Source organism: Pseudonocardia lacus (assembly GCF_018531445.1).
GTDB classification, from domain to species: Bacteria; Actinomycetota; Actinomycetes; order Mycobacteriales; family Pseudonocardiaceae; genus Pseudonocardia; species Pseudonocardia lacus.
On sequence record NZ_JAHDTH010000070.1, the window covers coordinates 22,267 to 34,280 of the forward strand.

12 protein-coding genes and 1 tRNA gene are annotated in these 12,014 nt (G+C 74.0%); 5 read left to right on the plus strand and 8 right to left on the minus strand.

The features are described 5' to 3' along the window. Positions 1-11 precede the first annotated feature (11 nt). Genes KIK08_RS16680 through KIK08_RS16690 form a run of 3 tightly spaced genes read right to left on the minus strand, consistent with a single transcriptional unit; the run spans position 12 to position 2,796 of the window. Positions 12-920, minus strand: a complete 909-nt coding sequence (locus tag KIK08_RS16680; RefSeq protein ID WP_214404077.1) for a DUF58 domain-containing protein — start codon at positions 918-920, stop codon at positions 12-14. Next, positions 917-1,927 (minus strand): AAA family ATPase, encoded by a 1,011-nt coding sequence (locus KIK08_RS16685; protein ID WP_214404078.1) that lies wholly within the window; start codon positions 1,925-1,927, stop codon positions 917-919. The genes KIK08_RS16680 and KIK08_RS16685 overlap by 4 nt, the downstream gene beginning before the upstream one ends. Positions 1,928-1,956: 29 nt before the next feature. Continuing rightward, on the minus strand, positions 1,957-2,796 hold the full coding sequence (locus KIK08_RS16690; RefSeq protein ID WP_214404079.1) for a S1C family serine protease: 840 nt from the start codon (positions 2,794-2,796) through the stop codon (positions 1,957-1,959). 112 nt (positions 2,797-2,908) lie between these two features. Here KIK08_RS16690 and KIK08_RS16695 point away from each other — a divergent pair, with 112 nt between their 5' ends. From KIK08_RS16695 to KIK08_RS16710, 4 genes are all read left to right on the plus strand, one after another. After that, positions 2,909-4,387 carry a glutamate-cysteine ligase family protein gene (locus KIK08_RS16695; protein WP_214404080.1) on the plus strand — a complete coding sequence of 493 codons (1,479 nt, stop codon included), beginning with the start codon at positions 2,909-2,911 and terminating at the stop codon, positions 4,385-4,387. A 127-nt stretch (positions 4,388-4,514) separates the two neighbouring features. Continuing rightward, positions 4,515-4,589: transfer RNA gene (locus KIK08_RS16700), tRNA-Ile, on the plus strand. 21 nt (positions 4,590-4,610) lie between these two features. Then, positions 4,611-4,925, plus strand: coding sequence for a hypothetical protein (locus tag KIK08_RS16705; protein WP_214404081.1), 315 nt, complete (start codon positions 4,611-4,613; stop codon positions 4,923-4,925). Further along, on the plus strand, positions 4,922-5,857 hold the full coding sequence (locus KIK08_RS16710) for an NAD-dependent epimerase/dehydratase family protein (RefSeq protein ID WP_214404082.1): 936 nt from the start codon (positions 4,922-4,924) through the stop codon (positions 5,855-5,857). Before KIK08_RS16705 ends, KIK08_RS16710 begins: the two co-directional genes overlap by 4 nt. 3 nt (positions 5,858-5,860) lie before the next feature. Here the strand turns inward: KIK08_RS16710 and KIK08_RS16715 are convergent, their stop codons facing one another. The 4 genes from KIK08_RS16715 to KIK08_RS16730 form a co-directional block, all read right to left on the minus strand. Further along, complete coding sequence (locus tag KIK08_RS16715) at positions 5,861-6,091, minus strand: DUF8691 family protein (RefSeq protein ID WP_214404083.1); 231 nt, start codon at positions 6,089-6,091, stop codon at positions 5,861-5,863. Next, positions 6,091-6,765 carry a DUF2306 domain-containing protein gene (locus tag KIK08_RS16720; RefSeq protein ID WP_214404084.1) on the minus strand — a complete coding sequence of 225 codons (675 nt, stop codon included), beginning with the start codon at positions 6,763-6,765 and terminating at the stop codon, positions 6,091-6,093. The genes KIK08_RS16715 and KIK08_RS16720 overlap by 1 nt, the downstream gene beginning before the upstream one ends. Then, positions 6,762-7,451 (minus strand): hypothetical protein, encoded by a 690-nt coding sequence (locus KIK08_RS16725; protein WP_214404085.1) that lies wholly within the window; start codon positions 7,449-7,451, stop codon positions 6,762-6,764. Before KIK08_RS16725 ends, KIK08_RS16720 begins: the two co-directional genes overlap by 4 nt. 92 nt (positions 7,452-7,543) lie before the next feature. Then, positions 7,544-10,243, minus strand: coding sequence for a winged helix-turn-helix domain-containing protein (locus KIK08_RS16730; RefSeq protein WP_214404086.1), 2,700 nt, complete (start codon positions 10,241-10,243; stop codon positions 7,544-7,546). 310 nt (positions 10,244-10,553) lie between these two features. Here KIK08_RS16730 and KIK08_RS16735 point away from each other — a divergent pair, with 310 nt between their 5' ends. Further along, the gene (locus KIK08_RS16735; RefSeq protein WP_214404087.1) at positions 10,554-11,135 is read left to right on the plus strand and encodes a plasmid pRiA4b ORF-3 family protein; all 582 of its coding nucleotides are present in this window, start codon (positions 10,554-10,556) and stop codon (positions 11,133-11,135) included. Between the two features lie 16 nt (positions 11,136-11,151). Here the strand turns inward: KIK08_RS16735 and KIK08_RS16740 are convergent, their stop codons facing one another. After that, positions 11,152-11,991, minus strand: coding sequence for an IS5 family transposase (locus KIK08_RS16740; RefSeq protein WP_214404091.1), 840 nt, complete (start codon positions 11,989-11,991; stop codon positions 11,152-11,154). Positions 11,992-12,014: the final 23 nt, after the last annotated feature.

Below are 12,014 nucleotides of genomic sequence, written 5' to 3' on the forward strand. Positions count from 1 at the left end.
GCGCCGCCGGCTCATCGACGCCGCCTGCGCAGCCCGACGATCCGGAACAGCGCGCGCACCAGGTCCTCGTCGGTGGACACGGTGAACAGGTCGAGCCCGGCCGCGCGCAGGTCGGCGACCAGGGCGCCCTGGCGGTCGTCGGCGGCGGCGCGCAGCCGCCGCTGGAACCCCGGGTCGTCGGTGTCGACGAAGATGATCTCGCCGGTCTCGGCGTCCTCGACGTAGATCATCCCGGCGGCCGGCAGCTCGAACTCCCGGCGGTCGACGACCTGCACGGCGACCACGTCGTGGCGGTGCGCCAGCACCCCCAGCGGCGCCTGCCACCCCGGCTCGCCGAGGAAGTCGGACACGATCACGACCAGCGACCGCCGCCGCACGATGCCCTGCGCCGCCCGCAGGGCCGCGGCGAGGTCGGTGCCGGCGCGCTCCTCGCCGTCGGGGCGGGGGCGCAGCAACCGCGACAGGATGCGCAGCACCTGGGTGCGCCCGTGCCCCGGCGGGATCGTCTCGCGCACGCCCGCGTCGAACAGCAGCGCGCCGACCCGGTTGCCGCCGCTGGTCAGCAGCTGCGCGACGGCCGCGGCCACCTCGGCGAGCACCACGTGCTTGCGGCGCCCGACGGGCCCGAAGTCCATCGACGCGGAGCTGTCGAGCACCAGCCAGACGGTGACGTCGCGGTCCTCCAGGTACTCGCGGACGTGGGTCACGTCGGTGCGGGCGGTGACGTTCCAGTCGATGTGGCGCAGGTCGTCGCCGAACTGGTACTCGCGCAGGTCGGTCACGTCGACCCCGGTGCCGCGGAACGCCGTGCGGTGGTCGCCCTGCAGGCGCCCCTCCAGCCGGCGCAGGACGCGCCACTCCAGCCTGCGCAGCACCCGCTGCGGGGTCAGCGCGGCGCCGACCGCGGAGCCGGTGTTCATCGCGCCGGCGCCGTCGCGCGTTCGGACGGGTCGACCTCGGGCAGCGGGACCGAGGAGATGAGCGGGTCGAGCAGGTCGTCGGGGGAGACGTCGTCGGCCAGGGCCTCGTAGGACAGCACGACGCGGTGGCGCAGCACGTCGCGGGAGAGCTCGCGGACGTCGGAGGGCAGGGCGTAGTCGCGGCCGCGGATGAACGCCAGCGCCTTGGCCCCCAGCACCATGTTGATCGACGCCCGCGGGCTGGCCCCGAACGTCACGTAGCGGGCCAGGTCGGCGTGGCCGGCGGCGCTCGGGTCGCGCGTGGAGGAGGTCAGCCGCACCGCGTAGGAGATGATCTCCGGGTCGACGTAGACGGCGTCGGCGGCGCGCTGCAGGTCGAGCAGGGCCGCGGTGTCCATGACCGGCGCCCCCCGCTCGGCCGTCGTGATCATCCGCTCGACGACCACGTACTCCTGGGTGGCGCTGGGGTAGCCGACCATGACCTTGAACATGAACCGGTCGAGCTGGGCCTCCGGCAGCGGGTAGGTGCCCTCCGACTCGATCGGGTTCTGGGTGGCCATGACCAGGAACGGGTCGGGCGCCGGGAAGCTCTCCCGCCCGATCGTCACCTGCCGCTCCTGCATCACCTCCAGCAGGGCGCTCTGCACCTTGGCCGGCGCCCGGTTGATCTCGTCGGCGAGCAGCAGGTTGGTGAAGACGGGCCCGAGCGAGACCTGGAAGTCGCCCTCGCGCTGGTTGTAGATGCGGGTGCCGACGACGTCGGCGGGGACCAGGTCGGAGGTGAACTGGATGCGCTGGAAGCTGCCCCCGATCGCCCCGGCCAGCGCCTTGATGGCCAGCGTCTTGGCCAGCCCCGGCACGCCCTCGACCAGCAGGTGACCCCGCGCCAGCAGCGCCACGAGCATCCGCTCCAGCAGCTCGTCCTGGCCGACGATGGTCTTCTTGACCTGGTAGAGCGTCGGTTCGAGCGGGAGCTCGGCGGAGGGGCGTCCGGCCTTGTCGTCCATCGGTCTCCCGGTCTCTCGCGGATGGTCGGCTACTGCTGCGGTCCGCCGGCCGCGCCGCCGGCGGTCTCGATCGGCACGGCGAACCCGATCCCGACGAAGAAGTCCTGGTGGGCGGGGTTGGCCAGGGCGGTGACGATGCCGACGACCTGCCCGGCCGAGTTGAGCAGCGGCCCGCCGCTGCTGCCCGGGTTGACCGCGGCGTCGAACTGGATGAGGCCGTCGATCGCCACGCCGTGCTCGCTGGTGATGGCGCGCCCGGACCCCGAGACGACCCCCGCGGTCAGGCTCGAGGTCAGCCCGAGCGGGTTGCCCACCGCGAACACGGTCTCCCCGATGGCGGGCGGCCCGGCCATCACCGCCGGCACGACCACCTCGGGCAGCCGGTCGACGGCCAGCACGGCGACGTCGTCGGCCGGCTGCGCGGCCACCACCCGCGCGCCCGCGCTGGTGCCGTCGGCGAACGCCACCTGCACCTGCGCGGCGCCCTGCACGACGTGCAGCGCGGTGAGGACCGACCCGTCGCCGTTGATGACGACCCCGGTGCCCAGCCCGCCGTCGGCGGGGGCGACCCCGGGGAACTGGGCGGTCACCGTGACCAGCGACGGCGCGATCGCCTCGAAGGCGGCCGTCGCGGCCGGGGGCGTGCTCCGCTCGACCTCGCGGGCCTGCTCGATGCCCTGCTGCACGGCCCGGTCGACGTCGGCCTGGGTCAACGGCGGCGGCCCCGACGGCAGCAGCAGCCACACCGCCAGGGCGACCAGCACGACGGCGACGGCGCCCCCGACGAGCAGCACGCGTCGACGCCGCGGTGGGGGAGTGGGCTCCACGTCCAACCCACCGGGCGACGTCGTCGTCTCGGTAGGTCGCATTTTCATAACGGTACGCGCGGGCGGGGGAAATGCCAGGTGGAGCGGACGACTCCGGCGGCTTCGGCGGAGTTCGGCCCGGCCGCGCGCGTCGCGCCATGACACCCTGTGCGGCATGGGGGAGGAGGTCGAGGCCCGGTCGTTCACCCGCGCGGACCGCACGCGGTACCGGCAGAAGGTGCGCCGCTGCCTGGACGTCTTCGAGCGGATGCTGCGCGAGGCCCGCTTCGACGCCTCCCAGCAGCTGGTCGGCCTGGAGATCGAGCTGAACCTCGTCGACGACACCGGCGACCCGGCCATGCGCAACCAGCAGGTCCTCGACGCCATCGCCAACCCGGACTTCCAGACCGAGCTGGGCCAGTTCAACGTCGAGATCAACGTGCCGCCGGTGCCGCTGGCCGGCTCGGCGCTCGTCGAGCTGGAGGACCGGGTCCGCCGCGACCTGAACGCCGGCCACCACGCCGCCACCGGGGTCGGCGCGCGGCTGATGATGATCGGCGTCCTGCCCACCCTCACCCGGTCCCACCTGCGCAGCGACGCGCTCACCGCCAACCCGCGCTACCGGCTGCTCAACGAGCAGGTCTTCGCCGCCCGCGGCGAGGACCTGGAGCTGGCGATCGACGGCCCCGAGCGGCTGCGCACCAGCGCCGACTCCATCGCTCCCGAGGCCGCCTGCACCAGCGTGCAGTTCCACCTGCAGGTCGGCCCGGTCGACTTCCCGGCGCACTGGAACGCCGCCCAGGCGATCGCCGGCGTCCAGCTCGCGGTCGGCGCGAACTCGCCGTACCTGTTCGGCAAGGAGCTGTGGCGCGAGACCCGCATCGCCCTGTTCGAGCAGGCCACCGACACCCGCTCCGACGAGCTCAAGGAGCAGGGCGTGCGACCGAGGGTCTGGTTCGGCGAACGCTGGATCACCTCGATCTTCGACCTGTTCGAGGAGAACGTCCGCTACTTCCCGGCGCTGCTGCCGATCGTCGACGACGAGGACCCCGCCGAGGTCCTGGACGCGGGCGACACCCCCTCCCTCGCCGAGCTGCGGCTGCACAACGGCACGATCTACCGCTGGAACCGCCCGGTCTACGACGTCGTCGACGGCGTCCCCCACCTCCGGGTGGAGAACCGCGTCCTGCCCGCCGGCCCCACCGTCGCCGACACCCTCGCCAACGCCGCGCTCTGGTACGGCCTGGTGCGGATGCTGGCCGAGGACGACCGCCCGGTGTGGAGCAGGCTGTCCTTCGCCGCCGCCGAGGAGAACTTCCACGCCGGCGCCCGCCACGGCATCGACGCCCGCGTCTTCTGGCCCGGCGTCGGCGAGGTACCCGCCACCGAACTCGTCCTGCGCCACCTCCTCCCCCTCGCCCACGAAGGCCTCGCCCGCTTCGGCGTCGACACCGCCGTCCGCGACCGCCTCCTGGGCATCATCGAGGGCCGCTGCATCACCGGCGGCAACGGCGCCCACTGGCAGGTCGAGACCGTGCGGGCCATGCAGCGCGCCGGCAGCAACCGTGTCGCCGCCCTCCGCCGCATGGCGCTGCGCTACGCCGACCACATGCACGCCAACGAACCCGTCCACACCTGGCCGATCGAGCCCTGACGCAACCCGCCGCCGCCGACCGACTCGGGTGCACTCCGGAGGAGGTACGGACCCGAAGCCCGGTAGCCTTCGCGATCGTCGCGGTGACGAGGACGTCACGGGGACGCACGGCCCGTTCGACGGGCCGGGGGCGGTAGCTCAGCTGGTCAGAGCAGCGGACTCATAATCCGTCAGGTCGTGGGTTCGAACCCCACCCGCCCCACATACCTGCACCGCCCTCGGCATGGCCGTCGGACTGTCGGTCGGCGCCGCCGCGGTCGACTACCGGACCTCGCTGGGCGACCTGGCGCTGATGGGCGTGCTGACCGGCATCCCGCTGGGTGTCGCGCAGGCCCTCGCCCTGCGCCCGACGATCCGCCGCCGCCTGCTCTGGGCCCTCACCACTCCCGTCCTGTGGGGTCTCGGCTGGACGGTCACGACGCTCGGCGGCCTCATCGTCGAGGAGCAGTTCACGATCTTCGGCGCCTACGGGGCGATCACCTTCTGCGCGCTCTCCGGGCTCGTGCTCCACGGCGTCCTTCTGCGGGATGAGTCGTGAACGCCGAGCACGTGGTGTTCGGGGCCGGGGCGATCGGCCTCGCGACCGCCGCCGTGCTGCCCGAGCGCAGCGAATCCGTCCGCATGGTCAACCGGTCGGGCCGCGCCGCCGCGCCGGACGGGGTCGAGGTGGTCGCGGGGGGCGCGGCCGACCCGGCGTTCACCGTCGCGGTCGCCGCCGGGGCGCGGGTGGTCTACCAGACGCTCAACCCGCCGTACCACCGCTGGCCCGCGGAGTTCCCGGCCCTGCAGGCCGGGGTGCTCGCCGCGGCCCGCGCCGCCGGGGCCCGCCTGGTCAGCATGGACAACGTCTACGGCTACGGCCGCCCGAACGGCCGCCCGCTCGTGGAGACCCGACCGGCCGGCGCGCACACGGTGAAGGGCCGTCTCCGGGTCGCGATGGCCGCCGACCTGCTCGCCGAGCACCGCGCCGGGCGGGTCGAGGTGGTGATCGCCAAGGCGTCGGACTACTTCGGGCCGGGCGCCGGCGCCCAGTCCAACCTCGGTGACCGGGTCTTCGGGCCCGCCGCGCGCGGGAGGCCCGCGACCGTCCTCGGCGACCCGGACCAGCCGCACACCTACACCTTCGTGCCCGACATCGGCCGCGCGCTCGCCGAGCTCGGCTCCCGCGACGGCGTCGCGGGCGAGGTGTGGCACGTGCCCAACGACCCCGACACGCGCACGACCCGCGAGCTGGTGGCGATCGTGCAGCAGCTCGCCGGGCACCCCGGCGCCGGCGTGCGCCGCACGCCCCCGGCGGTGCTGCGGGTGCTGGGCCTGTGGAACCCGACGGTCCGGTCGCTGCTGGAGATGCAGTACCAGTTCGAAGAGCCGTTCGCGGTCGACAGCACGAAGATAGCCGACCGGCTCGGGCTGCGGGCGACACCGCTCGGGTCCGCCCTCGACCGCGTCCGCGCCGGCTCCCGGCCGTAGCGTCTAGGGAGCCGGGCGGGCCGGTCCGACGGCCTCGACGGAGATCAGCGTGACGCCGAGGTCGCGGACCTTCGCCAGCAGCCCGTGCAGCTCCGCCTGGTCGGCGACGGCCCCGCTGAGGGCCGTCGTGCCGTCGCCCTCGTAGGTCAGGGTGAGCCCGCCGAACCAGGCCGACCAGTGGTCGTCGAGGTGCCCGGCGATCCGGAGCCGGTAGCCGCCGGGAGGCCGGGTCATCAGGTCCCCGCCTCTGCGGCCGCCCGGTTGGCGGGGCGCCGGCGGATCACGTACTCGGCGACGGCGAGGTTGATGCCCCAGCCGGCCCCGAGCATGAGGTCGGTGGCCAGCTCGCCGCCGCCGAGGACGGCCTCCCCGAAGGCTCCGGTGAACACCTGCGTGCCGGCCCCGAGGGCCAGCGCGTAGGCCCGGGTCATCCAGGCCCGGTGGCCGGTGACGTCGCCGCGGCGGATCGCGGCGAGCCCGAGGACGAGGCTGACGGCCATCCCCGACCCGAACGCGAGCCGGAACTGGTGGGCCAGCTCGCCGGTGCCGGGCTGGTGGGGGAGGAACAACGTCAGCCACAGCGCCGAGAGCGCCACGGCCAGGCCCAACGCCACCAGGACCCGCCCGGCCCGCCGGTGCCAGCGGGGCCGCCGGCGCCGCAGCGCCGCGGAGAACTGGAACGCGCCCAGGACGCCGTATCCGACCGCGCAGACGATGTGCACGACCAGAGGTGCGGGCGAGGCGCCGAAGCGGGGGTCCGCCGGGATCAGCTGCGGCCCGCCGAGCACCTCGACCAGCCGCAGGGTCCCGGCGGCGGCGGGCACCAGGACCAGGGCGACCAGCAGGAACGGCACCCAGCCGGTCGAGCGCGCCGCCGGGGTGGGGCGGGCCGCCGCCGGGACCGTCACCGGGCGCCGGCCGGGTCGAGCCGCGGGGTGCCGGGGCTGGACGGGGGCCGGGCCGCCGGGGTGCGCTGGTCGCGCCACAGCGAGATCCCCAGGCCGATCAGCGCGACGCCGACCGGAACCGCGAAGAGCCGCTGCTCGACCATGGGCAGCAGCGGGATCGCGGCGGTGGCGAGGGCGCCGGCGGCCAGGAGCGCGGCGGCCCAGCGTGACAGGACGCCGGCTCGCAGGAGGGCGAGGCCGAACAGCACGCCGCCGCCGATGAAGATGGCGCCCAGGATCGCGTTGAGGGTGAGCAGCCCGCCGATGTCGCCGACGGCGGTACCGCCCGTGGCCACGGAGAGGACGTCGTCGACGTAGCCGGGTGCGACGGCACCCAGCGCCGGCAGGACGGACAGCCCCACGACCTCCACACTCAGCATGACGAGGTAGGCGGCGGCGAAGGTGAGGTAGCCGAGCAGACCGAGCACCCCGGCCCGCTGCACCTGGCGCAGGTACATGCCGGTGATCCCGGCGAGCGCCAGCGCAGCCATGACCACCTTCGTGCCCTGGCGGAGCGCGTATTCGGTTGTGGTGGCGAATGCGGCGTCGAGGTGGGGGTGGCCGATCTGCACGGCGATGAACAGCACGCCCGCCGCGGCGGCGGCGAGGGCCGATGCTCGGGTCAGTGTGGTGGTGGTGACGGTCATGGTCGGGCTCCTTCGATCGGTGTCATCGAACGTAGGAAGCCGGGGGGTGAGCCGGCGTCACCCGACGATGTGACCGGCGGGGTGAGATCGGGCTAGAGCACGCCGCGTTCGCGGCCGCGGTGGACCGCGGCCCGCCGGGTGGTGACGTCGAGCTTGGCGAAGATGTGCTTGGTGTGGGTGCGCAGCGTGTTGTGCGAGACGTACATCTCCCGCGCGATCTGCGGCCCGGTCAGCTCGCTGTCCAGCAGTCGCAGCACCTGCAGCTCCCGCTCGGTCAGCAGGCCCGCCGCCGACGGCGACCTGCGCCCGGGTTCGGGCGGGGAGGTGAGGCCGAGCACCTGGCGCACGTGCTCGACGGCGACGCCGTGACGCTCGGCGTCGCGCAGCAGCTCGGTCATCGGGGCGCCCTCGTCCAGGAAGAGCCGCACGCAGACCTCCGGTTCGGGGGCCCCGGCGAACGCCCGGTCGAGCGCCGCGCGGGCCTGCTGCCGCTGTCCTCGCGCGTCGTGGGCGAGGGCCTGCAGCACGCGGATCTCGACGAGGCTGCCGGCGCGCCCGGCAGCCTCGGCCGCGTCGTGCACCCGGTCCAGGAGCCGCAGCGCCCGGTCGATCCGGACGGAGTTGGGGTGAACTCGATACTGCGCGACGAGCAGCCGGACCACGGTGAGGTGGTCGAACTCGCCCAGGTAGCGGACGTCGTCGTCGCCGGTCGGGCCGCGTTCCGCAGCCCAGTCCGCGGCTTCCGCCAGGCGACCCTGCGCGATCAGGACGCGGGCCCGCAGCGCCGGGATGGGGCGGACGTCGGGGAGGAAGCCGGGCAGGTACCGCTGCTGGGCCTGGGCGAGGAGGTCGACGGCGCCGTCCGGGTCGCCCCCGGTCGCGGCGAGCAGGCCCATCGCCACGAACCACCGGTAGCGGCCCTCGGTGGTCGACGCGGGCTCGCCGAGCGCCGCGGCGGTGTCGAGGTGTCGCCGGGCGCCGTCGAGGTCCCCGGCGTCGCGATCGATCTCGCCCAGCACGACGTGCAGGTCTGCCGTCGCGCGCGCCGTGCCCCGGGCCGCGGCCAGCTGCAGCGCCCCCTCGCAGAGCCCGCGGGCGGTGCCGGGGCGGCCGGCCGCGCGCCACATGTCGGCGAGCACGACCGTGCCGCTGAGCTCGTCGACCAGGTTGCCGGCCGCGCGCAGGCTGCTCACCGCGCTGTCGAAGGTCCGCAGCGCGGTGGACACGTCCCCCTCCGCCCACGCGGCGAGCCCGAGGAACCCGGCCGCACCGCCCCGCGCGAGGTGGTCGGTGGGGCCGGCCAGGTCGAGGGCGCGCCGAGCGTGCTCCGACGTGCCGGCCACGTCGCCCCGGGCCTGCGCCAGCGAGGCACGGTAGACCGCAATGGTCGCCGGCAGCGTGTGCAGCTCCTCCGAGTCGGCCCAGGGCGGAGCCGACCCCGCCGGTACGGCGGCCAGCGCGCGTTCCGCGTCGTCGAGCCGGGCCTCGAACCCGTCGAGGTCGCCGGAGACCATGAGCATCCAGCCGTGGAAGACGCCGAGGACCGGGCTGCGGCTGACGACGTCGTCGGGCAGCGCCTTCAGCCAACCGAGGAACACCGCGTCCCGCCGGGTGCGCCGGATCGCCGGCACGGCCCGCTCCATGAGCCGCGCGGCGCGGGCGAACCCGCCGGCGGCCAGCGCGTGCCCGACGGCGTCCTCGGCCAGGTCGTGCTGCTCGTACCAGCGGCTGGCCCGCTCGTGCTGCCGCAGTACCTGCTCGGGCTGCTCGCTCGCGGTGCGCGCCCGCAAGACGTCGGCGAACAGGTGGTGGTAGCGGTACCACTCCCGCCGGTCGTCCAGCGGGACGAGGAACAGGTTGGCGCGCTCCAGGGCCACGAGCATCCGGGTCCCGTCGTCGCCACCGGTCACGGCGTCGCACAGCGGCCCGGTGAGCCGATCGAGGACCGCGGTGCTCAGCAGGAAGCGGCGGATGGGCTCGGGTTGGTGCGCCAGTACCTCCTCGACCAGGTAGTCGACGATGTAGCGGTCATCCCCGGCGAACCGGGCGATGAACCCGGCGACGTCGTCGCGGCCCTGCAGGGAGAGGGCAGCCAGTTGGAGCGCGGCGATCCACCCCTCCGTGCGCTGCTCCAGCGCCGCGACGTCCCGCGCGGCGAGGCCCAGACCCGCGACCTCGTTGAGGTAGGCCGCGGCCTCGTCGGGGGTGAAGCGCAGGCCGGTGGCGCGGATCTCGACGAGCCGGCCGCGGGCCCGCATCCGGGCCAGCGGGAAGGGCGGATCGGCTCGGCTCGCGATCACCACGTGGACCTGCGGGGGGAGGTGCTCCAGCAGGAACGCGACCCCGTTGTGCACCTCTGGCGCGTCGATGTCGTGGTAGTCGTCGAGGACCAGCACGACGTCGTCCGTCAGGGCGTGCAGGTCGTTGAGCAGGGCGGTGAGGACCGCCTCGATCGGCGGTCGTGGTGCCTCCAGCAACGACAGTGCACCCGCACCGAGCGTTTCCGTCGCCGCGGGAGCCGTCCGCAGCGCGGCGACCACGTACGTCCAGAACGTCGCGGGATCGTTGTCCCCCCGGTCGAGTGAGAGCCAGGCGACCGACCGCCGCCCACCGGGCGCGGTGGCCAGTCGATCGGCCAGCAGCGTCGTCTTGCCGAACCCGGCCGGAGCCGACACGAGCGTCAGCGCCGCCCCGGTCCCGTGGCGCAGGTGCTCGCCCAGCCGCGGTCGGGCCACGAGCCCGCCCGGTGGCCGGGGGACGTGGAGCTTTGATTCGAGCAACGACCCGGCCACGACCGCTCCCTCGAACACCTCCCGCGGGTCGCCGCCGATCCGGCGACCCTGCGGGCGCTCCCGCCCCGGCACCGGCGATGAGCAGCGTGGTCAGTATGAGCGGGTCGACCCGGCGCGGTCACGACCGACCAGGTGGTGGACCGCGGTGGCCATGACTCCCGCTCAGCGTGGTCGTGGTCGGTGAGGTGACCCCGTCGGTCGGACACCTCCGGACTTGGCAGCAGCCATTCAGAGGTCGTTGCAGAAGTAGTGGAGTGGATCCGGCTGGGTGTTGAGCTGGTGGGAGCATCGCCGTGTGGCGAGGCCTCGGGTGACGGGGAAGACGAAGATCTTCCGGATCGAGATCGTGTTGGCCGATGTCGAACCGGTGGTGCGGCGGGTGGTCGAGGTGCCCGGCGAGGCGAGCTTGGCGGTGCTGCACGAGGTGGTGCAGGACGCGATGGGCTGGGAGCACGCGCATCTGCACGAGTTCGACATCGCCGGGCAGCGCTACGGGCTACCCGACCCGGACTGGGACACCGGTGTCGTCGATGAGTCGAGGGCGAAGCTGTTCCGGCTGCTGTCGGTGGGCGACGAGGCGGGCTACGTCTACGACTTCGGCGACAACTGGCATCACGTGCTGGTCGTCGACGCGGTGATCGCCCCGGAGGCGGGGGTGCGCTATCCACGCTGTGTCGCTGGCGAGGGTGCCTGTCCACCGGAGGATGTCGGCGGGCCGTTCGGCTATACGGAGTTCGTCGAAGCTCTCACCGATCCGACCCACCCGGAGCACGCCGAGCGGCTGGAGTGGTGGGGCTCGGACCGGTTCGACCCGCATCGCTTCGACCTCGCCGCCACCGACCGGGCGCTGGAGCACCTGGCGTGGGCCCCGCTCCTACCGGCGCGAGCCTGAGCTGATCTTGACTGGGTCAGGCTGGTTGAGACAGGCGGCGCAGACAGATCAGTGCGCACGCCAGCCGGAGCATCGCCTCGATGCTGGTGCGGGAGCGTTCGTAGCGCAGCGCGAGCCGGCGGAACGACAGCAGCCACGCCATCGTGCGTTCCACGACCCACCGAACCCGCCCGAGGCGCTGGGAGTCCTCGATCCCGCGTCGCGCGATCCGCACGCCGATCCCGCGTTCGTGCAGGTATCGGCGGCATCGTGGGTAGTCGTAGCCCTTGTCGGCGTGCAGCTTGACCGGGCGCCTGCGCGGGCGGCCGGGACGTCCGCGCTGTTCACGCACGCCGGGGTTGGTATCGAGCAACTCCTCCAGCATCCGGCTGTCGTGGGTGTTCGCGCCGGTCACCAGCGCGTGCAGCGGGAGGCCGTTGCGGTCGCAGAGCACGTGGTACTTCGACCCCCGCTTACCGCGATCGGTCGGTGAGGGCCCGGTCGCCTCGCCGCGGCGCTTGGCGCGCACGCTGACCGAGTCGACCGCGGCCCGGGACCAGTCCAGGACTCCGGCTTGGCCGAGCCGGTCGAGCACCGCCCGGTGCAGCTGGTCCCAGACCCCAGCGCGCTGCCAGTCCCGCAGCCGCCGCCAGCACGTCGTGCCCGACCCGCACCCCAGCTCACCCGGCAGGTCGTTCCATCCGATCCCGGTCGTGAGCACGAACACGATCCCCGCCAGCACAGCGCGGTCGGCAACCCGTGGCCGGCCTGTCCGCCCATCACGGCGTCGACGACGCCGAGGTGGAGGAATCAGCGGCTCGATCAACTCCCACAGCTCGTCGCTCACCAGTCGCTCAGCCGTCGATCCCGTCGCCATCGACCGTGATCGTCCGCGCCGGG